Source organism: Pararhizobium sp. P1_E7 (assembly GCF_056405855.1).
Window position 1 is genome coordinate 136,987 of record NZ_JBFUBH010000004.1, and the last position, 20,856, is coordinate 157,842.

General features: G+C 61.7%; 22 protein-coding genes. 16 read left to right on the forward strand and 6 right to left on the reverse strand.

The genetic code is table 11. The annotated features are described in order from the left end of the window. Window positions 1-24: 24 nt before the first annotated feature. On the forward strand, window positions 25-939 hold the full coding sequence (locus AC1D17_RS06665) for a DMT family transporter (RefSeq protein ID WP_477564622.1): 915 nt from the start codon (window positions 25-27) through the stop codon (window positions 937-939). Window positions 940-942: 3 nt separating this feature from the next. Here AC1D17_RS06665 and AC1D17_RS06670 read toward each other — a convergent pair whose 3' ends face one another. From AC1D17_RS06670 to AC1D17_RS06690, 5 genes are all read right to left on the reverse strand, one after another. Continuing rightward, window positions 943-1,854, reverse strand: coding sequence for an SMP-30/gluconolactonase/LRE family protein (locus AC1D17_RS06670; protein WP_477564623.1), 912 nt, complete (start codon window positions 1,852-1,854; stop codon window positions 943-945). A gap of 149 nt (window positions 1,855-2,003) precedes the next feature. Continuing rightward, window positions 2,004-3,605, reverse strand: a complete 1,602-nt coding sequence (locus tag AC1D17_RS06675; protein WP_477564624.1) for an ABC transporter ATP-binding protein — start codon at window positions 3,603-3,605, stop codon at window positions 2,004-2,006. Window position 3,606: 1 nt separating this feature from the next. Continuing rightward, on the reverse strand, window positions 3,607-4,734 hold the full coding sequence (locus tag AC1D17_RS06680) for an ABC transporter permease (protein ID WP_477564625.1): 1,128 nt from the start codon (window positions 4,732-4,734) through the stop codon (window positions 3,607-3,609). Continuing rightward, window positions 4,727-5,650 (reverse strand): oligopeptide ABC transporter permease OppB, encoded by a 924-nt coding sequence (oppB, locus tag AC1D17_RS06685; protein ID WP_477564626.1) that lies wholly within the window; start codon window positions 5,648-5,650, stop codon window positions 4,727-4,729. Before oppB ends, AC1D17_RS06680 begins: the two co-directional genes overlap by 8 nt. A gap of 55 nt (window positions 5,651-5,705) precedes the next feature. Beyond that, on the reverse strand, window positions 5,706-7,304 hold the full coding sequence (locus AC1D17_RS06690) for a peptide ABC transporter substrate-binding protein (protein ID WP_477564627.1): 1,599 nt from the start codon (window positions 7,302-7,304) through the stop codon (window positions 5,706-5,708). Window positions 7,305-7,955: 651 nt separating this feature from the next. On the opposite strand from AC1D17_RS06690, the gene fba reads away from it, so the two are divergent. From fba to AC1D17_RS06710, 4 genes are all read left to right on the forward strand, one after another. Continuing rightward, a complete protein-coding gene (fba, locus tag AC1D17_RS06695) occupies window positions 7,956-9,002 on the forward strand; it encodes a class II fructose-bisphosphate aldolase (protein ID WP_477564628.1) in 1,047 nt (348 codons plus the stop codon). 54 nt (window positions 9,003-9,056) lie between these two features. Beyond that, the gene (locus AC1D17_RS06700; protein ID WP_477564629.1) at window positions 9,057-9,824 is read left to right on the forward strand and encodes an SDR family oxidoreductase; all 768 of its coding nucleotides are present in this window, start codon (window positions 9,057-9,059) and stop codon (window positions 9,822-9,824) included. Then, window positions 9,793-10,344, forward strand: coding sequence for a gluconokinase (locus AC1D17_RS06705; RefSeq protein ID WP_477564630.1), 552 nt, complete (start codon window positions 9,793-9,795; stop codon window positions 10,342-10,344). The genes AC1D17_RS06700 and AC1D17_RS06705 overlap by 32 nt, the downstream gene beginning before the upstream one ends. Before the next feature lie 96 nt (window positions 10,345-10,440). Continuing rightward, window positions 10,441-11,280 (forward strand): fumarylacetoacetate hydrolase family protein, encoded by an 840-nt coding sequence (locus AC1D17_RS06710; protein WP_477564631.1) that lies wholly within the window; start codon window positions 10,441-10,443, stop codon window positions 11,278-11,280. Between the two features lie 57 nt (window positions 11,281-11,337). On the opposite strand, the gene phnF is transcribed toward AC1D17_RS06710, so the two are convergent. Continuing rightward, entirely contained in the window at window positions 11,338-12,075 is a 738-nt protein-coding gene (phnF, locus tag AC1D17_RS06715) for a phosphonate metabolism transcriptional regulator PhnF (protein WP_477564632.1), read from the reverse strand. A gap of 85 nt (window positions 12,076-12,160) precedes the next feature. Between phnF and phnG the strand changes: the two genes are divergently transcribed. From phnG to phnE, 11 genes are all read left to right on the forward strand, one after another. Beyond that, window positions 12,161-12,628, forward strand: a complete 468-nt coding sequence (gene phnG / locus AC1D17_RS06720; RefSeq protein WP_477564633.1) for a phosphonate C-P lyase system protein PhnG — start codon at window positions 12,161-12,163, stop codon at window positions 12,626-12,628. Further along, a complete protein-coding gene (gene phnH / locus AC1D17_RS06725; protein ID WP_477564634.1) occupies window positions 12,628-13,248 on the forward strand; it encodes a phosphonate C-P lyase system protein PhnH in 621 nt (206 codons plus the stop codon). Before phnG ends, phnH begins: the two co-directional genes overlap by 1 nt. A gap of 3 nt (window positions 13,249-13,251) precedes the next feature. Next, window positions 13,252-14,361 (forward strand): carbon-phosphorus lyase complex subunit, encoded by a 1,110-nt coding sequence (locus AC1D17_RS06730; protein ID WP_477564635.1) that lies wholly within the window; start codon window positions 13,252-13,254, stop codon window positions 14,359-14,361. Beyond that, window positions 14,358-14,777 carry a FosX/FosE/FosI family fosfomycin resistance hydrolase gene (fosX, locus tag AC1D17_RS06735; RefSeq protein ID WP_477564636.1) on the forward strand — a complete coding sequence of 140 codons (420 nt, stop codon included), beginning with the start codon at window positions 14,358-14,360 and terminating at the stop codon, window positions 14,775-14,777. Before AC1D17_RS06730 ends, fosX begins: the two co-directional genes overlap by 4 nt. Beyond that, window positions 14,774-15,652 (forward strand): alpha-D-ribose 1-methylphosphonate 5-phosphate C-P-lyase PhnJ, encoded by an 879-nt coding sequence (locus tag AC1D17_RS06740; RefSeq protein ID WP_477564637.1) that lies wholly within the window; start codon window positions 14,774-14,776, stop codon window positions 15,650-15,652. The genes fosX and AC1D17_RS06740 overlap by 4 nt, the downstream gene beginning before the upstream one ends. Then, entirely contained in the window at window positions 15,649-16,425 is a 777-nt protein-coding gene (gene phnK / locus AC1D17_RS06745; protein ID WP_477564638.1) for a phosphonate C-P lyase system protein PhnK, read from the forward strand. The genes AC1D17_RS06740 and phnK overlap by 4 nt, the downstream gene beginning before the upstream one ends. A gap of 64 nt (window positions 16,426-16,489) precedes the next feature. Beyond that, window positions 16,490-17,197: a phosphonate C-P lyase system protein PhnL gene (gene phnL / locus AC1D17_RS06750; RefSeq protein ID WP_477564639.1), complete on the forward strand. Its 708-nt coding sequence runs from the start codon at window positions 16,490-16,492 to the stop codon at window positions 17,195-17,197. Next, window positions 17,194-17,811, forward strand: a complete 618-nt coding sequence (locus tag AC1D17_RS06755; RefSeq protein ID WP_477564640.1) for a DapH/DapD/GlmU-related protein — start codon at window positions 17,194-17,196, stop codon at window positions 17,809-17,811. The genes phnL and AC1D17_RS06755 overlap by 4 nt, the downstream gene beginning before the upstream one ends. 142 nt (window positions 17,812-17,953) lie before the next feature. After that, entirely contained in the window at window positions 17,954-18,790 is an 837-nt protein-coding gene (phnC, locus tag AC1D17_RS06760; protein WP_477564641.1) for a phosphonate ABC transporter ATP-binding protein, read from the forward strand. A gap of 90 nt (window positions 18,791-18,880) precedes the next feature. Beyond that, entirely contained in the window at window positions 18,881-19,786 is a 906-nt protein-coding gene (phnD, locus tag AC1D17_RS06765) for a phosphonate ABC transporter substrate-binding protein (protein ID WP_477564642.1), read from the forward strand. Between the two features lie 107 nt (window positions 19,787-19,893). Further along, window positions 19,894-20,856: a phosphonate ABC transporter, permease protein PhnE gene (phnE, locus tag AC1D17_RS06770; RefSeq protein WP_477564643.1), complete on the forward strand. Its 963-nt coding sequence runs from the start codon at window positions 19,894-19,896 to the stop codon at window positions 20,854-20,856.

Consider the following 20,856-nt stretch of genomic DNA (forward strand, 5'->3'; position numbering starts at 1 on the left):
CGCATCTCCGCCGGAACCGATGCCATGGCTGCCGAAACAGCACTTATTACCCACCCGTCAAACGCCGCCCGCAATGGCGTCCTGATCATGCTGCTTGGCATGCTGATGTTTTCGCTGAACGACGTCATGGGCAAATGGCTGGTCTCGACCTATTCCGTCAGCCAGCTGATGACGATCCGCAGCATCGCGGCGCTGATCGTGCTGACGCCGTTTTTCATCAAGCGCGGCTGGCGCAGTCTGATCCAGGTCGACCGGCCGCGGCTGCATGCCCTGCGGTCCCTGCTGTTCGCCGTCGATGCGTCCGCCTTCTATTTCGCGGTTGCCTATATGCCGCTTGCCGACGCGATGACCTATTGGCTGGCGGCTCCGATCTATGTCGCGGCGGCCTCGCCGTTCCTCTTGGRCGAAAAGGTTGGCTGGCGGCGGTGGACGGCGATCCTGATCGGCTTTGCCGGGGTGATCGTCGCGCTTGAACCCTCATCCAAGAGTTTTTCCCTGCCGGCGTTGATTGCCCTGGTCGGCAGTGCCGCTTTCGCCTTTGCGCTTCTGCTTGGACGGACGCTGCGCGCAACGCCGGATACGACGCTGATCTTCTGGCAGTTGAGTGGCGCGCTGATCTTTTCGCTGGTTGGCGTCGGCGCCAATACGGCCGGCTGGGCGCCGCTGGACATGCAGGCGGTGCTCTGCCTCAGCCTGCTGGGCATCGTTGCCATGCTTGCGCATATCCTCGTCAGCCGGTCGCTGAAGCTTGCGGATGCGGCAACCGTCGTGCCGCTGCAATATACGCTTTTGTTCTGGGCGGTGGTGTTCGGCTGGATCTTCTTCGGCGATACGCCGCGCTGGACGGTGATCGTCGGCGCCGCCTTGATCGTCGCCTCCGGCCTGTTCATCTTCTTCCGCGAACAGCAGCTGAAGCGCCGGGGCGGGATCAAGGAGTAGTTTTTAGGGCCGCTGGACGCCGGTCGCCGTCACGTAGATCGAATAGACCGACTGAGTCGCAGTAATGAACAGCCGGTTGCGGCGCGGACCGCCGAAGGTGAGGTTCGAGACGCCCTGCGGGATGCGTATCTTGCCGAGCAGCGTGCCATCCGAGGAAAAACAATGCACCGCATGGCCGCCGCTGGTCCACAGATTGCCGTTCGTATCCAGGCGAAATCCGTCGGGGCGCCCCTCGTCGAGATGGCAGAAGACACCGGAGTTGGTCAGGCGCGCGCCTTCCACATCGTAGACGCGGATATGGGCAGGCGCCGTGTCATCCGGATTGGTGCCGCTGTCGGCGACGTAGAGCTTGGTTTCCCCGGGCGAGAAGGCAAGGCCGTTCGGCTGGAGGAAATCGCTGGCGGCGGCCGTCAGCTCCCCGGTCACAGGATCGAGCCGGTAGACGCTGCGCTTGGCCTGCTCGGGGGCTGACTTGTAACCCTCATAGTCCGACAGGATGCCGTAGGTCGGATCGCTGAACCAGATGCTGCCGTCGGAGCGCACGACGACGTCATTGGGCGAGTTCAGCCGCTTGCCCTCAAAGCTGTCGGCAAGAACGGTGATAGAGCCATCGGTTTCCGTGCGGGTGACACGGCGGGTGCCGTGTTCGCAGGAGATCAGCCGCCCCTGCCGGTCGCGCGTATGGCCATTGGCGAAGTTCGAGGGCGTGCGATAGACCGAGACGCCGCCGTCGGGCACCCAGCGCAACATGCGCTGGTTGGGAATATCGCTCCACAAAAGCTGCTGCGCATCGTCGAACCAGACCGGTCCCTCGGCCCAGCGGCAGCCGGAATGGAGCTCTTCGAGAACGGCGCTGCCGACAATCAGTGAGCGGAAGCGCGGATCATGGATTTCGTAAAGCGATGGACTGGGCATGGCGTGTCCCCGTGTTACCGATGGTGTTGTCGTTCATTCCACCGGCAATGCGGCGGCTCCTGGCTGCAAGCGTAGGATGCCGGGATTGAAACCACAAGGACATGCGGGCCCAACGATGCCCGGTCCTTCGGGACCGGGCATATCTAAGGTCATGCGGTGAAGGCTGCACTCATCAGGGTCTGGGTATAGCTTTCGCGCGGCGCCCCGAAGATCGCGTCGGTTTCGCCTTCCTCGACGATCTTGCCGTTCTTCATCACCACCACATAGTCCGACATTGCCTTGATCACCGACAGGTCGTGGCTGATGAAGATGTAGGACAGGCCGTTGGCCTTCTGCAGATCGCGCAGGAGATCGATAACCTGCCCCTGCACCGAGCGGTCGAGCGCCGAGGTCGGTTCGTCGAGAATGACGACCTTGGGCTTGAGGATGATAGCCCGGGCAATGGCGATGCGCTGGCGCTGGCCACCGGAGAATTCGTGCGGATAGCGATTGCGGGCGGCCGGGTCGAGCCGGACTTCCTTGAGCGCCTCGATGGCCCGCTTGTCGCGCTCGGCGCGGCTGAGCTGCGGTTCGTGGACGTAAAGCCCCTCGGTGATGATTTCACCCACCGTCTGGCGCGGCGACAGCGAACCGTAGGGATCCTGGAAGACCAGCTGCAACTGCCGGCGCAACGGCCGCATGGCGGAACGGCCGAAGTCGGAGATATTGGTTGCCCCGAACTGATAGCGGCCGGAGCTCGGCACAAGCCGCAGAAGGGCACGGCCGAGCGTCGACTTGCCTGAGCCCGATTCGCCGACGATGCCGATGGTCTGGCCTTCCTTCAGCCGGATAGTGACGCCGTCGACGGCGCGGAAGACGCCCGCCGAACTGCCGAACAGGCCGCCGCCGGTGGCATAATCAACGGCGACATTCGTACCTTCGAGAATGATGGGTGCCTTGTCGCCGGGCGATGCCTTGCGGCCATGTGGTTCGGCGGCCAACAGCATCTTGGTATAGTCGGCTTGCGGACGCTCAAAGATATCGGCCGTCGTTCCCGTCTCGACCACTTCGCCGCGGCGCATGACCGCGACCCGGCTGGCGAAATGGCGGACAATGCCAAGATCGTGCGTGATGAGCACGACCGCCATGCCGAATTTGGCCTGCAGCGAATTGAGCAGATCGAGGATCTGCGCCTGGATCGTCACGTCGAGCGCCGTCGTCGGTTCGTCGGCGATCAGGATGTCGGGATCGTTGGCGAGCGCCATGGCGATCATGACGCGCTGGCGCTGGCCACCCGACATTTCATGCGGATAGCTGTCGATCCGCCGCGCCGGGTCGGGAATGCCGACCAGCTCCAGAAGTTCCAGCACGCGGGCGCGGGCCTGCTTGAACGAACCGCCGCGGTGATGGACAATCGGCTCGGCAATCTGCCGGCCGATCGTGTAGAGCGGATCGAGCGAGGTCATCGGCTCCTGGAAGATCATGGTGATCTTGGCGCCGCGCACGTTGTTCAGCGCCTTCAGCGGCAGACCCACCAGTTCCTGGCCACGATACTTTGCCGAGCCGGAGACCGTGCCGTTGCCGGCAAGCAGGCCCATGATGCCCATCATCGTCTGGCTCTTGCCGGAGCCGGATTCGCCCACCACGGCCAGCGTCTCGCCGGCCTTGATGTCGAGGTCGATGCCCTTGACCGCTTCGACGGTTCCGTCCGGGGTCGAGAACGAAACCTTGAGGTTGCGGACGGCGAGAATTGTTTCCCGTTTATCGTTCATGTCAGCGGTCCTTCGGATCGAGCGCATCGCGCAGGCCGTCGCCGGCAAAGTTCAGCGAGAACAGGGTGAGGACGAAGAAGATCGCCGGGAAGATCAGAAGCCACGGCGCCGACTGGATGTTGTTGGCACCTTCGGCGATCAGGGCGCCCCAGCTCGTCAGCGGCGCCTGGACGCCAAGCCCGAGGAAAGACAGGAAGCTTTCCAGCAGGATCACCTTCGGCACCACGACGGTGACGAAGACGACGACCGGGCCGATGGTGTTGGGGATGATGTGGCGGCGGATGATCTGCCAGTCCGTCAGCCCGAGCGCTTGCGCCGCACCGATGAACTCGCGCCGTTTCAAGGCCAATGTCTGGCCACGGACGATGCGCGCCATGTCCAGCCATTCCACCGCGCCGATGACGAGGAAGATCAGGATGAACGAGCGGCCGAAGAACACGACGAGCACGACGACGAGAAAGACGAAGGGCAGCGAATAGAGGATTTCGACGAACCGCATCATGACATTGTCGATGCGGCCGCCGACATAGCCGGACGTTGCGCCATAGAGCACGCCGATCGAGAGCGAAACGAGGCTGGCGAGCAAGCCAACGGCGATCGAGATCTGGCCGCCCAGCATGACGCGGGCCATCAGGTCGCGGCCGTTCGAATCCGTGCCGAACAGGAAATATTCCCGCGAGACGCTACCGGTGAGCTTCAGCGTCTTGCCGTCGTCTTCGGTCGCCAGCACCTGCGTACCGTCGAATTCGTTGGCGCGGTCGAAATAGCGGGTGGTTCGCGGATCGATCGGTGTGTCGGATGTCACCGTGGCAGTGAAGGTCTGATCTTCGACGGAAAATTCCTTCAGATCGACGCGTGCCCGCCCGGCAACGCCTTCCATCACGTCCTTAAGGCTGGATGCATCCGGCCGTGGTTCCAGGCTCGGCGGCACCGACACATAGGACGGAAACACCTGGTCATAGGTGTGGCTGATGAAGTAGGGCCCGAGAAACGAAAACAGGGTGATCAGCACCAGGGTGACGCAGCCGGCCATGGCGGCACGGTTGCGGCGGAAGCGCATGGTGGCAAGTTGAAACAGACTGCGGCTTGCGGTTTCCGGCGGCAGTTCCGTGGTGACGATATCAGTCATGGCGAACCCTCGGATCGAGAAGGCCGTAGAGAATGTCGACCAGAAGATTGAAAACGATGACGAAGAGGGCGATCAGCACCACGGTTCCCATCACCAGCGTGTAGTCGCGATTGATGGCACCGAGCACGAAATAACGCCCGACGCCGGGAATGGTGAAGATCGTCTCGACAACGGCCGAGCCGGTCAAAAGTGCCGCTGCCGCGGGTGCCAGATAGGAGACGACCGGCAGCATGGCGGCGCGCATCGCATGGGTGATGACCACCGTGCGCGACGGCAGGCCGTAGGCGCGGGCTGTGCGGATATGGTCGGTGTGCAGCGCCTCGATCATAGAGCCGCGCGTCAGCCGCGCAAAGACCGCCAGCTGCGGCAGGGCGAGCGCGATCATCGGCAGGATCAGGAAGCGCAGCGAACCGTCGCCCCAGCTGCCGGCTGGAAGCCAGGCAAGCGTGATGGCAAAGATCAGCGTGAGGACCGGGCCGACCACGAAATTGGGCACCGTGACGCCGACCGTCGAGACCGACATGATCATGAAATCGAGGGCACTGTTTTGCCTGAGCGCCGCGATGGTGCCGGCAAGCACGCCGCCGACAAGAGCCAGCAAAAGCGCATAAAAGCCGAGCTCCATCGAATAGGGCAGACCCTTGCCGATCAGTTCGGCAACGGTGTTGTCCTTGTAGATGTAGCTGGGTCCGAAATCGCCGGTCACAGCATTGCTGATGTAGGTGAGGTACTGGTTCCAGAGCGGCTGGTCCAGATGATACGTCGCCATCAGGTTCGCCATTGTTTGCGGCGGCAGCGGACGTTCGAGATTGAAGGGGCCGCCGGGAGCGAACCGCATCAGGAAGAAGGAAATCGTGACGACGATAAACAACGTCGGCACGGCGCTCGCAAGGCGGCGCAGGACAAAGGAGATCATGGTTTTACTCTCTGACCGTGACGCGCGGCAGCGGGGCCGCCGCGCGTTCAATCCGTTATTCGGAAACGCTCAGGAAGCGGCTCAGATGCGCGTTGACGGCGTTATCCTGCCAACCCTTCACCCTGTCTGACACCAGCCACAGGTCGGCCTGCGTCAGGAACGGCGCAATCGGCTGTTCCTTCATCAAAAGCGCTTCGGCTTCATGAAGCAGCTTGGAGCGGACAGTCGGATCGATCTCCTCGTAAGACTTCTTCATCAGGGCGTCGAACTCGGGGTTCTCGAAGTGGCCGTAGTTGAAGGTCTTGTTTGCAGACAGGCTCAGCGCCAGGAAGTTCTCGGCGTCGGCATAGTCGGCAACCCAGCCGGCGCGGGCAACGTTGAACTTGCCGCCTTCCTGCAGGTAGGCATAGTGCGAGGAAACGTCGAGATTGACCAGCGACACCTTGGCGCCGAACGTGTTCTTCCACATGTCGGCAACGGCAGTTGCCACACGTTCATGGTTCGGATTGGTGTTGTAGCGGATCTCGATGTTGAGCGGCTTGCCGCCCTCGCCGTAGCCGGCTTCCTTCATCAGCTTGACTGCTTCGTCCTCGCGGTCGAGTTGCGACTTGTCGGCGAAATCTGCCTTGGACGGATCGCCGTAGCTTGCCATGCCCGGAGGCACCATCGAGTAGGACGGCAACTGCGAGCCCGAGTAGATTTCCTTGGCGAGGAAGTCGCGATCGACAGCCATGGAGAGTGCACGGCGAACGCGGACGTCGCTATAGGGCTCCTGGCGGGTGTCGAAGGCGTAGTAATAGGTCGCCAGCGTCGGCGAAACATGGACCTGGTCGCCATGGGCGGCGCGCAGGCGTTCCAGCTGGTCAGCCGAAAAATTGTACGCGAGGTCCATTTCCTTGGCCTCGAAACGGCGCACGGACGCTGCCTGGTCGTCGATCGGGTAGAAGATCACCTTGTCGATCTTGACGTTGGCGGCATCCCAGTAGGACGGGTTCTTTTCAGTCGTCAGGCTGTCGTTCGGCGTATGGGCGACGAGCTTGTAGGCACCGTTCGAGACCATGACGCCCGGCTTGACGAAATCGGCGCCGTTCTTTTCGACGCTTGCCTTAGAAACCGGCAGGGCCGTCTGGTGCGCGAGCAGTTCCAGGAAGAAGGGGGTCTGGCGTTCCAGGGTGATTTCAAGCGTCTTTTCGTCGATGGCCTTCAGGCCGAGCTGGTCGACAGGCAGTTCGCCCTTGTTGACCTTTTCAGCGTTCTTGATCGGGAAAAGAATGTTGGCATAGCCCGCAGCCGTCTTCGGATCTTCAACGCGCTGGAGGGAGAAGACGAAGTCCTCGGCGGTGACCGGCGATCCATCCGACCACTTGGCATCGGCGCGAAGCTTGAACGTGTAGACGAGACCGTCGTCTGAGAGGTCCCAGGTTTCGGCAGCTCCCGGCACGACCTTGCCGGCCGCATCATAGATGGTCAGGCCCTCATAAAGGTCCTTCAGAATGAACTCTTCGATGTTGATCGAGGTGTGGGCCTGGTCGAGCGTCTGCGGCTCGCCGGCATTGCCACGGTGCAGCACGGTTTCTGCGAGCGCGGGGCTCGCGCCAATGAGAATTGACCCAAGCAGCATCGCTGTACGGAGGTTGATTTTTGCCAATGTCATTTTTTGTTCTCCTTCCCCTCTTTTAGGTTGTGAAGCGGCGAGAGAATGCCAATTTTCCGGCAAAGGCAAGGCTATTTATGCCGTTCCAGACGCCGCGCTGTCGCTGATGGACAAGTATCTATAGCGCTTCGGTTGCATTTCAATCGCGTCGTTTTCTGACAGATTTGCGTCCCGTGAAATGCCATCCCGGCGGACCGGCGGGAACGATTGCGCAAGTTCGAGCATTATTTCCGGCAGTTTACGTAATATGTATTCTCCGGTTGCCGTTCTGTGGAAATGAACTTGCATCCGTCCTYCCTGCCGCTGCAAACGGGCCACGACGGCACGCCCTGGAACGTAACGGGTACGGCAGTCGAATTATCAACCCTTGATTGCAAATCGAAATTTGCCAAAAAATGCAGGATAATTTGTCCACAACGTCTCTCCTGTAACGTTTCCGGTCGCCCGGGGTTGTCATTTGCGGTGCGGTGCCCGGTTGCCAAACCCGGATCATCAATTATTGTGCAGGCAAATCCGCCCCCCGACATTCGCCAGGAGGCCTGGTTGCGATACCGGTTGGCTTTTGTAGGGAGCACTTCTGCTCAAGCGGAGAATAAGACGCGCCATCATGATCAGGACCGGTGGCGCCGAGACAACGGGAGACTTCTGACGATGGCATTGATCACCTTGCGGCAGCTTTTGGACCACGCCGCTGAAAACAACTACGCGCTACCCGCCTTCAATGTGAACAATCTGGAATATATTCAGGCTGTCATGCGCGCCGCCGATGCCACGGATTCTCCCGTCATCCTTCAGGCAAGCCGGGGTGCACGCGCCTATGCCGGCGATGCCTTCCTGCGTCATCTGATCCTCGGGGCCACGGAAGAATATCCGCATATCCCGGTCTGCCTGCATCTCGACCATGGCGACCAGCCCTCGACCTGCATTTCGGCGATCACCAACGGCTTTACCTCCGTCATGATGGACGGCTCTCTGCTGGCCGACGGCAAGTCGATTGCCTCCTATGAGTACAATGTCGGCGTCACCGCCGAAGTCGTAAAGATCGCCCACGCCGCCGGCGTTTCGGTCGAAGGCGAGCTCGGCTGTCTCGGCAACCTGGAAACGGGCGCGGGCGAAAAGGAAGACGGCCACGGCTTCGAAGGCAAGCTGTCGCGCGAGGAACTGCTGACCGACCCGGAACAGGCTTTCGATTTCGTCGAAAAGACCGGTGTCGATGCGCTGGCCGTCGCCATCGGTACGAGCCACGGCGCCTACAAGTTCACCCGCGCGCCGGATGGTGACATCCTCTCGATCGAAACCATCGCCAAGATCCACAAGCGCCTGCCGAACACCCACATGGTCATGCACGGATCATCGTCGGTGCCGCAGGACCTGCAGGAACTGTTCAACGAATTCGGCGGCAAGATGAAGCAGACCTGGGGTGTTCCCGTCCACGAAATCCAGAAGGCCATTCCGCTCGGCGTCCGCAAGGTCAATATCGATACGGACCTGCGGCTGGCCTTCACCGGCGAAATCCGCAAGCATCACCTGCAGAACCCCGACAATTTCGACCCGCGCAACTACCTGAAGCCGGCGACCGCCCGCATGGTCGAAGTCTGCAAGGAGCGCTTCATTGCCTTCAACGCAGCAGGCCAGGCATCGAAAATTCGCGTCAAGCGTCTGCCCGATATGGCAAAGGCCTATTCAAAGGCCGCCTGAGGACGCATTGTGGCGGGGAGATTTCCCGCCACATCCCGCTTCGAGGGCAATTGCATGAGCTTTCCACTGTTTGACCTGACCGGCCGACGCGCCCTGATCACCGGTTCAAGCCAGGGTATCGGTTTTGCCTTGGCGGAAGGCCTCGCTGCCCACGGCGCCGAGATCGTCGTCAACGGCCGTGATGTTGATAAGGTCGAGGCGGCCGTCACTGCCCTCAGGGACAGCGGCCATGTTGCCAATGCTGCGGCCTTCGATGTGACCCGCAGGGACGCTGCTGCCGAAGCTGTCGCCATCATCGAGAGCGAAATCGGCGCGATCGATATCCTGGTCAACAATGCCGGCATGCAGTTCCGTTCGCCGCTGGAAGATTTTCCGGCCGACAAATGGGAACAGCTGCTGGCAACGAATATCTCCAGCGTCTTCTATGTGAGCCAGGCCGTTGCCCGCTTCATGATCGGCCGGGGCCGGGGCAAAATCGTCAATATCGCCTCGGTCCAGAGCGAGCTCGCCCGCCCCGGCATCGCGCCCTACACGGCAACGAAGGGCGCGGTGCGCAATCTCACCCGTGGCATGTGCGCCGACTGGGCCCGGCACGGTTTGCAGATCAATGCGATCGCACCCGGCTATTTCAGGACGCCGCTCAATCAGGCGCTGATCGACAATCCGGAGTTTTCAGACTGGCTGGAAAAGCGTACACCCGCAGCACGCTGGGGAAATGTCGAGGAGCTGGTCGGTTCGGCGGTGTTTCTGGCAAGTAACGCTTCTTCCTTTGTGAACGGACACACGCTCTATGTCGATGGCGGCATCACAACCTCTCTTTGAAAATGCGGACCTGCCGGTGATCGTCATGGGCGTCAGCGGCTGCGGCAAGACCTCGGTCGGCGAACGGCTGTCGGAAGCGCTGAACTGCCGGTTCATCGAAGGCGACGGCCTGCATCCGCCTGCCAATATCGAGAAAATGTCGGCCGGCATCCCGCTGACCGACGACGACCGCTGGCCGTGGCTCGACATTATTGGCGGGCTGATCGGCGACGGCGTCGCTCGCGGCGAGCGGATCATCGTATCCTGCTCGGCATTGAAGAAAATCTATCGCAACCGGTTGCGGGCAGCGGCGGGCGGCCGCCTGGCCTTCATTTTCCTGGAAGGATCTCGCGCCGTCTTCGAGAAACGGATGCAGGCCCGCGCCGGCCATTTCATGCCGGCATCGCTGCTCGACAGCCAGTTCGCCGCGCTGGAGCCACCGGCAGGCGAGCCTGACGTGGTGACCGTCGATGTCGATCTCCCCCTTGCTTCCATCGTTGAGAAAGCCCTGGCCGGCCTCAAGGATTTACCTGCGCGCTGAGGTGCGGCTGCGGGCAAAAGCGCTTTACAACACTGCCTGCCTTTGATCTGTCAGACGGCGGGACTGAGGCAACCGGATTTCAAGGGAAGAGGAAACATGAAACTTTTGCGCTACGGGCCGTTCGGCTCTGAAAAGCCGGGCGTCCTCGACAGGGATGGCCAGATCAGAGACCTCAGCGGCGTCATCGCCGATGTCGGCGGCGACGCGATCAGCGACATGGACTGGGCTGATGGCCTCGACATCGGCAGCCTGCCCCTCGTCGGTGGCAGCCCGCGCCTCGGGGCCTGCGTTGCTGGCACCGGCAAATTCATCTGCATCGGCCTGAATTACGCCGACCACGCAGCCGAAACCGGCGCCGCGGTTCCACCGGAACCGGTCATCTTCATGAAGGCGACCTCGGCCATTGCCGGTCCGAACGATGACATTCTCATTCCGCGCGGGTCGGAAGCGACCGACTGGGAAGTCGAGCTGGGTGTGATCATCGGCAAGCAAGCCAAATATGTCTCGGAAGCGGACGCAATGGAGCATGTCGCTGGCTATTGCGTCATCAATGACGTTTCCGAGCGCGATTTCCAGACCAAGCGTTCCGGCCAGTGGACGAAGGGCAAGTCCTGCGACACCTTTGGCCCGACGGGCCCCTGGCTCGTGACCAGGGACGAAGTCGCCGACCCGCAGAACCTCAAGATGTGGCTGACGGTCAATGGCGTCAGCAAGCAGAACGGGTCATCGAAGACCATGGTCTATGGTGTGGCGCACGTCGTCAGCTATCTCAGCCAGTTCATGACCCTGCACCCCGGCGATATCATCTCCACGGGAACGCCGCCCGGCGTCGGCATGGGCTTCAAGCCGCCGCAATATCTCAAGGCCGGCGATGTCGTCGAACTCGGGATCGAGGGCCTGGGTACGCAGAAGCAGACCTTCGTCGCCGACGTTTGATGGCTGCGGTAAATTCATGGGGGTGCGGGCTTCGGTTCCGCGCCCTTTTTCATGTGCTCAGGTTTCGATCTTCAGCTTGACGCGATCGGCGGCAAAGCGGGTTCGCGAAAATTGCACCGGCACACCCTCCGGATCGGCATTGATGGCAATCGCCTCGATGACGATGGCGCCGGGCGAAAGCCGGAGCAATGCCAGTTCGCCGGCATCGGCATGGCGTGCGACAAGCTCTGTCGAGATACGCACATAATCCGCCAGACCCTGCGCTGCGAAGGCCTTGGTGATCGAGCGCAACTGTTCGAACTCTTCGGCCATGGCCGGAAACCGGCTTTGCGGGAAAAAGCTGGTGGAACAGGAAACGGGCCGTCCATCGGCGCTGCTCACCAGATCGAGCTGAATGCAGGGGGACCCGGGATCGATTTTCAATCCCTTTGCGACGTCGCCCGCAGCCGGCACTGTCGCCTTGGCCAGCAGCCTTGCCTCGGTCTCGCGGGCCTGATCTCCAAGCCCCTGTGAAAACCGTGTACGCCGTGAAATCGGAAAACTCAGCCGTTCCTTGCGCTGGATCATCGTGCCCCGGCCCTGGATCGCCTGGACCAGGCCTTCATCCGCCAGCGCGGCCAGGGCGCTGCGCACCGTGTGGCGATTGACACCGAATTGTTCGGCAAGCACGGTTTCCGGCGGTACCATGCCCGTTTGATCGTAGTCGCCATTGCTGATCGACAGCCGGATAAGATCAGCGATCTGCCGCCAGAGGGCGACGCCGGTTTGGCGCTCGACCGCTTTTTTCGCATTCATGTCACAAGCCCGTCATGTGGAGGTTTTAAAAGCTCAACATCAGATGTATAGTTGTCTACATTAATAGACATTTCGGACGGAAGCAATGGACGCGATCAAACAAAATACCGGCGCGGTGGAGAACGGCCGCAAGCGGGCGATGGGCCTGCTCGCACGCGCTTCGGCAGCTGAACTGCAGGCTGGCTGGCAGTCAATCGAGCCTAAGCCGGAGATTCATCTTGTGCGCGGCCCGGAGACCGGCCTTGTCATGGTGCGCGGCCGCATCGGCGGTGGCGGCGACCCGTTCAATCTCGGGGAAGCGACGGTCAGCCGGGCAACGGTGCGGCTCGGCTCCGGCGAAATCGGCCACGGCCAGCTGCTCGGCAATGACCGGGAGAAGGCACATCTCGCTGCCGTCTTCGATGCGCTTCACCAGCGGCCGGAGCATCGCTTTGCCGTCGATCAGCTGATCGGCGCGGTGGAAAGCCGCATCCATGCCGAAGACCGCAGACATGCCGAGCAGACCGCGGCGACACGGGTCGATTTCTTCACCATGGTCCGGGGAGACAACTGATGGGCGCTCACACCGAAATCCACGCCAGCACCTATGCCGGCGCTTTCACGGATCCCGTCTTTCAGTCGCAGTCGGTATTCCGCGCGCTGATGRATGCCATGGCCCGGCCCGGCACGATCATGCCGCTCGGCGCCTCCGCGACGCCGCCAGCACCGCTTGGCACCGGTGCCGGGGCGGTCGCGCTCACCCTTTGCGACGACGGCACGCCCGTGTGGCTGACGAACGCCCTCGTTCAGTCCTCCGTTCCCGCCTGGCTGTCCTTCCACACCGGCGCACCGGTGACGGAGATCAAGCCCGAGGCCCGCTTCGTTTTCATCGAGGCCGGCGGCATCGTCCCCGGTTTCGACCAGTTCGCGCTCGGTACCCAGGAATACCCTGACCGCTCGGCCACACTCGTGATCGAGATCGCTTCGCTGACCGGCGGACCTGAATTTGTTGCTAGAGGTCCGGGCATCAAGGATGAAACCACCATTTCGCCCAAAGGCCTGCCGGATATTTTCCTGACGCTCTGGACGGAAAACCGGGGCCTGTTTCCCCGTGGCGTCGATCTGATCCTGGTCGCCGGCATGGATGTCCTGTGCCTGCCGCGCACCACCAAGCTTCACCGCCGGGAGGTCTGATCCATGTATGTTGCAGTCAAGGGCGGCGAAGCCGCTATCGCCAATGCGCACCAGCTTCTCGCCGACCGCCGCCGCGGTGACCGGTCGTTGCCGGCCATTTCGATCGACCAGATCGTTGCCCAGCTCGGCCTGGCGGTCGATCGCGTCATGGCGGAAGCCTCGCTCTATGATCGTGAACTCGCAGCGCTTGCCGTGCGCCAGGCGCGCGGCGACATGATCGAGGCGATCTTCATCCTGCGCGCCTATCGCACCACCCTGCCGCGTTTCGGCATGTCGGTGCCGGTGGACACCGCTGCCATGAAAATCGAGCGCCGCATTTCGGCCACCTACAAGGATCTGCCGGGCGGCCAGCTGCTCGGCCCGACGTTCGACTATACCCACCGCCTGCTCGACCCGTCGCTCCTGACCGATGAGCCGGTTGCCGAACCCGCACGCCGGGCGGCAGACGAAAGCTCGATGATGCGGGTCTCCGACATCCTCGCCGGCGAAGGCCTGATCGAGGGCGACGGCCAGATGCCGGAGGATCATGTACCGGGTGACCTGACACGCGAGCCGCTGGAATTTCCGCTGAACCGCGACCTGCGCCTGCAGGCCCTGGCGCGCGGCGACGAAGGCTTTTTGCTGGCGCTCGCCTATTCCACCCAGCGCGGCTACGCCCGCACCCATCCCTTCGTCGGCGAAGTCCGTATCGGCGAGGTCGATGTGGAACTCGATATTCCGGAACTCGGTTTCGCCGTGTCGCTCGGCCCGATCCAGGTGACCGAATGCCAGATGGTCAACCAGTTCCAGGGTTCGGCCAAGAACCCGCCGCAGTTTACCCGCGGTTACGGCCTCGTCTTCGGCCAGAGCGAGCGCAAGGCAATGGCGATGTCGCTGGTCGATCGTGCCCTTCGCGCCGAGGAATTCGGCGAGGATATCGTCGCCCCGGCACAGGACGAGGAATTCGTCATCTCGCATTCCGACAACGTTCAGGCGACCGGTTTCGTCGAGCACCTGAAGCTGCCGCACTATGTCGATTTCCAGGCCGAGCTCGATCTCGTTCGCCGCATGCGCGCCGAATATGAGGCGAAGTCCGGCATCGACAAGGGCGCGCTCCGGGAGGCGGCCGAATGATCGAGGACCTCTCCCACATCACCTTCATTGTCAGCGATCTCGACCGGATGACGGAGATTCTGGAAACGGTTTTCGGCGCCAAGGAAGTCTATGCCAGCGGCGAAAAGCCGTTTTCACATTCGCCGGAGAAGTTTTTCACCATCGGGGAACTTTGGATCGCGATCATGCAGGGCAAGAGCCTGAGCGAGCGGACCTACAACCATGTCGCCTTCAAGATCCGCGACGAGGACGCCGATGTCTATCTGGAGCGCATTCGTTCGCTCGGACTGGACGTGATGCCGCCAAGGCCGCGTGTCGAAGGCGAGGGCCGGTCGATCTATTTCCACGACGCTGACCATCATCTGTTCGAGCTTCACACCGGCACGCTCGCCGAAAGGCTTGAAACATATTCCCGCTTGAAGGAGGCAGCCGAATGACTGACCTTGCCACATACAACTTCGCTTACCTCGACGAGCAAACCAAGCGGATGATCCGCCGGGCGATCCTCAAGGCGATTTCGATACCCGGCTATCAGGTTCCGTTCGCGTCGCGCGAAATGCCAATGCCCTATGGCTGGGGCACCGGCGGTGTTCAGGTGACCGCGGCAATCCTTGGACCATCCGACGTGCTGAAGGTGATCGACCAGGGGGCCGATGATACCACCAACGCCGTCTCCATCCGTGCCTTCTTCCAGAAGGTCGCCAATGTCGCGGTGACCACCAAGACCCGCGAGGCGACGATCATCCAGACGCGTCACCGCATTCCGGAGGAGACGCTGACGGCCGGTCAGACGCTGGTCTACCAGGTGCCGATCCCCGAGCCTCTGCGCTTCCTCGAACCGCGCGAGACCGAAACCCGCAAGATGCATGCGCTGGAAGAATACGGTCTCATGCATGTGAAGCTCTACGAGGATATCGCCCGCAACGGCCATATCGCCACGACCTATGCCTATCCGGTCAAGGTCGAGGGCCGCTACGTCATGGACCCTTCGCCGACGCCGAAGTTCGACAATCCGAAAATGCACATGTCGGAAGCGCTGCAGCTGTTCGGTGCCGGCCGCGAAAAGCGCATCTACGCGGTTCCGCCCCATACCGACGTCGTCAGCCTCGATTTCGAGGACCATCCCTTCGAGATCCAGCATTTCGACAAGCCTTGCGCCCTCTGCGGTGCCGAGCATGTCTATCTCGACGAGGTCGTTCTCGACGACAAGGGCGGCCGCATGTTCGTCTGCTCCGACACCGACCATTGCGAGGATCGCCGCGAGCATGGCCATGCCGGTCATCTTCTTGCCCAACAGGAGGCCGCCGAATGACCGCCGTCCCGCTTCTCAAAGTCAACGATGTCTCGAAATTCTACGGCGGCCGTATCGGGTGCCGCAATGTCTCCTTCGAGCTCTGGCCAGGCGAAGTTCTCGCCATTGTCGGCGAATCCGGTTCCGGCAAGACGACCTTGCTGTCCTGCCTTTCCACCCGGCTGATGCCCAGTTCCGGTATTGTCGAATACCATATGCGCGACGGCCATTACCGCGATCTTGCCCGCATGGGCGAGGCCGAGCGCCGCTTCCTGATGCGCACCGACTGGGGTTTCGTTCATCAGAACCCGGCCGATGGCCTGCGCATGACGGTATCTGCCGGCGCCAATGTCGGCGAGCGGCTGATGGCGGTGGGCGACCGGCACTACGGCAACATCCGCGCGACGGCGGCCGACTGGTTGCGCCGCGTCGAGATCGAGGAAGACCGCATCGACGATCAGCCGCGCGCCTTTTCCGGCGGCATGCGCCAGCGCCTGCAGATCGCCCGCAATCTCGTCACCTCCCCGCGCCTGGTGTTCATGGACGAGCCGACCGGCGGTCTCGATGTCTCGGTCCAGGCGCGCCTGCTCGATCTCGTGCGCGGTCTTGTCCATGACCTTGGCCTCTCGGCCATCATCGTCACCCACGACCTCGCCGTCGCCCGGCTCCTGTCGCACCGGATGATGGTGATGAAGGACGGGCTGGTGATCGAGCAGGGTCTTACAGACCGGGTGCTCGACGATCCGCGCGAGCCCTACACCCAGCTTCTCGTCTCCTCCATTCTGCAGGTCTGAGCATGGTTCCGAAAAATGGGAACCGGTTTTCGGACAAAACCATGCTCCAAAGGGAAAAATAGTCATGGCCACTCCGCTTGTTGTTTCCGAAGTCGCCAAGAGCTTCACCATGCACCTGCGTGACGGCATCACCCTGCCGGTCGTCTCGGGGGTGTCCTTCTCCGTCAGAAAGGGCGAATGCGTCGTGCTCGGCGGTCCGTCCGGTGTCGGCAAGAGTTCGATCCTGAAGATGCTCTACGGCAACTATGCCGTTGATGCCGGCCAGATCCTGATCGAACATCAGGGCCATCTGGTCGATCTCGCCCATGCCGCGCCCCGCGCGGTGCTGGAAGTCCGGCGCGATACGCTGGGTTATGTCAGCCAGTTCCTGCGCGTCGTTCCGCGCGTGCCGGCGCTCGATGTCGTCGCCGAGCCGCTTCTGGCGCGTGGCGTGGCGCAGAACGAGGCACGTGAAAAGGCGTCTGAGCTGCTGGCAAAACTCAATCTGCCGCGTGAACTCTGGCAATTGCCGCCTGCCACTTTCTCGGGCGGCGAACAGCAGCGCGTCAACATCGCCCGCGGCTTCATCACCGATCATGCGATCCTCCTGCTCGACGAGCCGACGGCTTCGCTGGACGCGAAGAACCGCCGCGTCGTCGTCGAGATGATCGCGGCCAAGAAGGCCGAAGGCGTGGCGCTGCTCGGCATCTTCCACGACGAGGAAGTGCGCGATGCCGTTGCCGACCGCATTCTCGACGTGTCGGCCTTTTCGCCGCGAAAGGCCGCGGCATGACCATCAAGCTGTCAGAAAAGCCGCTCATTCATGAGACGGCGCGGATCATCGATTGCACGATCGGCCGCTACACCGAAATCGCCGAGCGCTGCCGTATTTCTGAAACGGAAATCGGCGATTATTCCTACATCATGGAAGACGGGTCGGTCTGGTGCGCGATCATCGGCAAATTCGCCAATATCGCATCATCGGTGCGGATCAACGCCACCAACCATCCGGTCTGGCGGGCCACCCTGCACCATTTTACATACCGGGCTAAGGATTATTGGCCGGATGCGGATATGGACCAGGATTTCTTTGCCTGGCGCCGCGAGAACCGGGTCGTCATCGGCCATGATGTCTGGATCGGTCACGGGGCGACCGTGCTTCCCGGCGTCACCGTCGGCAATGGTGCGGTGATCGGCGCAGGCGCGGTCGTCTCCAAGGATGTGGCGCCCTACACCATCGTCGGCGGCGTTCCGGCAAAACTGATCCGCGAACGTTTCGGCCATGACATTGCCGGCCGCTTCGAGAGGCTTGCGTGGTGGGATTGGGATCACGGCAAGCTGCGCGATGCCCTGAACGACTTCAGGATGCTCGACGCGGATGCGTTCCTTGCCCGTCACAATGCCTGATTTTTAGCCCGCCAATCCCTGTCTGCGCAGGGATTGTGGACTGTAACAAAAGCTACATCAATCTGACATTCCCCCTTCATCAACCACCGTTATGGCAAAGGTCATACCGATGACCGGTACCACTGCCAAAGGATGCGTACCCATGTTTCAACTGAAGAATGTAACCCGGCAGTTCGGCAAGAAGATCGCCGTCAACTCGGTTACCTTCGACATCCCGCAAGGCCAGATGGTCGGCATCATCGGCCGGTCGGGCGCGGGCAAATCGACGCTTCTGCGAATGATAAACCGTCTGAACGACGTCTCGTCCGGCTCCATCCATTTCGGCGGTATGGAAGTGTCGTCGCTGCGGGGCGCCGCCCTTCGCAACTGGCAGCGCGATTGCGCCATGATCTTCCAGCAGTTCAATCTGGTGCCGCGTCTCGATGTTCTGACCAACGTGCTGCTCGGCCGTCTCAATCACCGCGCCACGGTTCTCAGCATCCTCAACATGTTCACCCGCGAGGAGCGCATCATGGCAATCGGCGCCCTCGAGCGGCTGGGTATCGAGCAGACGGCGCTGCAGCCGGCGGGCACCCTGTCCGGCGGGCAGCAGCAGCGCGTCGCCATCGCCCGCGCCCTGATGCAGCAGCCGAAGATGCTGCTTGCCGACGAGCCGATCGCCTCGCTCGATCCGCTGAACGCCAAGATCGTCATGGATGCGCTGCGCGACATCAACGAGCGGGACGGCATCACCGTCGTCACCAACCTTCACACGCTGGATACCGCGCGCAATTACTGCGAGCGCATCATCGGCATGGCGCATGGCCAGGTCGTTTTCGACGGCCAGCCACGCGAATTGACGGCAGCAGCCGTCGCCGAAATCTATGGCTCCGGCGCGGAACTCGATGAATCGATGACGTCGACCAGCATCAATATTCCTGCCGCGCAGGACAACACGAAATCCGCCGGCGTCAAGCCGCTGGCACTGGCCGGGCTTTAACCGGCCGCCGGGATCGACAGCCCGCGTCAAGGGCAGACCATTGCAACCGAATGTGAACCGGCGCCGCCGGGATAACAGGAGAAGACCCTTATGTTGAAGAAAGCACTCTTAAGCGCCGTTGCGCTCGTTGCCCTCGTCGGCCACGTTCAGGCTGAAGACCTCAAGGAATTCCGCGTCGGCATCATCGGCGGCGAAAACGAAGCTGACCGCCTGCGCAACTACCAGTGCCTCGGCGATCACCTGAAGTCGGCACTGAATGTCGAGAAGGTTTCCTTCTTCCCGGCCGCCGACTACGACGGCGTTATCCAGGGCCTGCTCGGCGGCACGCTCGACTATGCAGAGCTCGGCGCTTCCGGCTATGCCAAGATCTTCCTCGCCAAGGCTGACGCCGTCGAGCCGATCCTGACGACAGAACAGACCGACGGTTCGACCGGCTACTACTCGATCATGGTTGCCCGCAAGGACAAGGGCTATGCCAGCGTTACCGACCTGAAGGGCAAGAAGCTCGGCTTTGCCGATCCGGACTCCACCTCGGGCTACCTGATCCCGAGCGTTACCCTGCCGGAAACGATCGGCATGCCGGTCAAGGAATTCTTCGCTGAAACCGGTTTCGGCGGCGGTCACGAAAACCTCGTTCTCGAAGTGCTCAAGGGCACTTTCGACGCCGGCACGACCTTCGGTTCGGGTATCGGCGAGTTCAAGGACGGCTACACGTCCGGCAACCTGCACAAGATGGTCGAAAAGGGCGTTCTCGATATGAACGATCTGGTCGAACTGTGGCGCTCGCCGCTGATCCCGAACGGCCCGATCGTCGTTCGCACCTCGCTGAACGACGACATGAAGGCGAAGTTCAAGCAGTTCATGCTCGACCTGCCGAAGACCGATGCTGCCTGCTTTGCCGGCGTCATGGGCGGTGACTTCAAGGGCTTCGTCGAAGTCAATTCTGACTTCTACAAGCCGATCATCGAAGCCCGCAAGTCGACCATTGGCGGCTGATCCCGTCTGAATTCAAGCGCTGGCCGGTCATCCCGGCCAGCGTTTCCTTGCTTAAGCAGTCTCGGGGCATAATGCCCAGCGAGGCCTCGTGTTTTGCCGGAGACTTCATGGCCGCGTCAGCGCTTTCCACGACCTTGAGCGACAATGGCGCCGTGGTCGAACGCCACTGGCAGGAGCTTAATCTCCGCCGCCGCACCTACACCTTCCTTGGTCTCGCGCTGCTGGCGGTAGCCCTGTCGGGATCCCTCTGGTTTGCCAACGCGACCAATGCCGGCAAGTTTTTCGACCGCCTGCCCTATTTCTTCGATTTCGTCGGCGATCTCGTGCCGCGCGATGCCGCCGAAATCGGCCGGGCAATGTTCGACCTGCCCTCGCCCTATGACGACGGCAGCCTGAAATACAATTATCCGGAAGGCCGGATGTATCTCACAGATACGTTCTATGTGCCCGAATATTTCTACAAGATGCTGGAAACGCTGAACATTGCCATCTTCTCCACCATCTTCGGCATGTTCTTCGGCTTCATTCTCTGTTTCTTTGCAGCGCGCAACCTGATGCCCAATCCGTGGGTTCGCGGGTTAGCGCGGCGCATCATGGAAATTCTTCGGGCTTTTCCGGAAGTGGTGATCGCGGGGTTTTTCCTCGCAATCCTGTCCCTGGGGGCGATCCCGGCGATGATCGCCGTTTCGATCCATACGGTCGGCGCGCTTGGAAAGCTGTTCTTCGAAGTTGTTGAAAATGCCGACATGAAGCCGGATGAGGGTCTACGGGCCGTCGGCGGCAACTGGTTCGAGCGGGTCTGGTTCGGCATCGTGCCGCAGGTTCTGCCCAACTTCATGAGCTATTTCCTTTTGCGGTTGGAAATCAACGTGCGTGCCTCGACCATCATCGGTGCTGTCGGTGGTGGCGGTATCGGCGAGCCGTTGCGGCTGTCCATCAGCCAGGGTCATGAGGCCAAGACGCTGGCGATCATCATCCTGCTGTTCTCGACGATCATCGCCGTCGATCAGTTCTCCGCATGGCTGCGCCGCCGCCTCGTCGGCGATCATGCCTTCCAGCTCGCGCAATAG

What these genes read in the sequence shown, in the direction of transcription:
- phnE (WP_477564643.1), top strand. Translation starts at nt 19,894, where the DNA reads ATGGCCGCGTCAGCGCTTTCCACGACCTTGAGCGACAATGGCGCCGTG.
- AC1D17_RS06740 (WP_477564637.1), top strand. Translation starts at nt 14,774, where the DNA reads ATGACTGACCTTGCCACATACAACTTCGCTTACCTCGACGAGCAAACC.
- AC1D17_RS06690 (WP_477564627.1), bottom strand. Translation starts at nt 7,304, where the DNA reads ATGACATTGGCAAAAATCAACCTCCGTACAGCGATGCTGCTTGGGTCA.
- AC1D17_RS06680 (WP_477564625.1), bottom strand. Translation starts at nt 4,734, where the DNA reads ATGACTGATATCGTCACCACGGAACTGCCGCCGGAAACCGCAAGCCGC.
- oppB (WP_477564626.1), bottom strand. Translation starts at nt 5,650, where the DNA reads ATGATCTCCTTTGTCCTGCGCCGCCTTGCGAGCGCCGTGCCGACGTTG.
- AC1D17_RS06670 (WP_477564623.1), bottom strand. Translation starts at nt 1,854, where the DNA reads ATGCCCAGTCCATCGCTTTACGAAATCCATGATCCGCGCTTCCGCTCA.
- phnD (WP_477564642.1), top strand. Translation starts at nt 18,881, where the DNA reads ATGTTGAAGAAAGCACTCTTAAGCGCCGTTGCGCTCGTTGCCCTCGTC.
- AC1D17_RS06675 (WP_477564624.1), bottom strand. Translation starts at nt 3,605, where the DNA reads ATGAACGATAAACGGGAAACAATTCTCGCCGTCCGCAACCTCAAGGTT.
- fba (WP_477564628.1), top strand. Translation starts at nt 7,956, where the DNA reads ATGGCATTGATCACCTTGCGGCAGCTTTTGGACCACGCCGCTGAAAAC.
- AC1D17_RS06700 (WP_477564629.1), top strand. Translation starts at nt 9,057, where the DNA reads ATGAGCTTTCCACTGTTTGACCTGACCGGCCGACGCGCCCTGATCACC.
- phnC (WP_477564641.1), top strand. Translation starts at nt 17,954, where the DNA reads ATGTTTCAACTGAAGAATGTAACCCGGCAGTTCGGCAAGAAGATCGCC.
- AC1D17_RS06755 (WP_477564640.1), top strand. Translation starts at nt 17,194, where the DNA reads ATGACCATCAAGCTGTCAGAAAAGCCGCTCATTCATGAGACGGCGCGG.
- phnG (WP_477564633.1), top strand. Translation starts at nt 12,161, where the DNA reads ATGGACGCGATCAAACAAAATACCGGCGCGGTGGAGAACGGCCGCAAG.
- fosX (WP_477564636.1), top strand. Translation starts at nt 14,358, where the DNA reads ATGATCGAGGACCTCTCCCACATCACCTTCATTGTCAGCGATCTCGAC.
- phnL (WP_477564639.1), top strand. Translation starts at nt 16,490, where the DNA reads ATGGCCACTCCGCTTGTTGTTTCCGAAGTCGCCAAGAGCTTCACCATG.
- phnF (WP_477564632.1), bottom strand. Translation starts at nt 12,075, where the DNA reads ATGAATGCGAAAAAAGCGGTCGAGCGCCAAACCGGCGTCGCCCTCTGG.
- AC1D17_RS06705 (WP_477564630.1), top strand. Translation starts at nt 9,793, where the DNA reads ATGTCGATGGCGGCATCACAACCTCTCTTTGAAAATGCGGACCTGCCG.
- AC1D17_RS06730 (WP_477564635.1), top strand. Translation starts at nt 13,252, where the DNA reads ATGTATGTTGCAGTCAAGGGCGGCGAAGCCGCTATCGCCAATGCGCAC.
- AC1D17_RS06710 (WP_477564631.1), top strand. Translation starts at nt 10,441, where the DNA reads ATGAAACTTTTGCGCTACGGGCCGTTCGGCTCTGAAAAGCCGGGCGTC.
- phnK (WP_477564638.1), top strand. Translation starts at nt 15,649, where the DNA reads ATGACCGCCGTCCCGCTTCTCAAAGTCAACGATGTCTCGAAATTCTAC.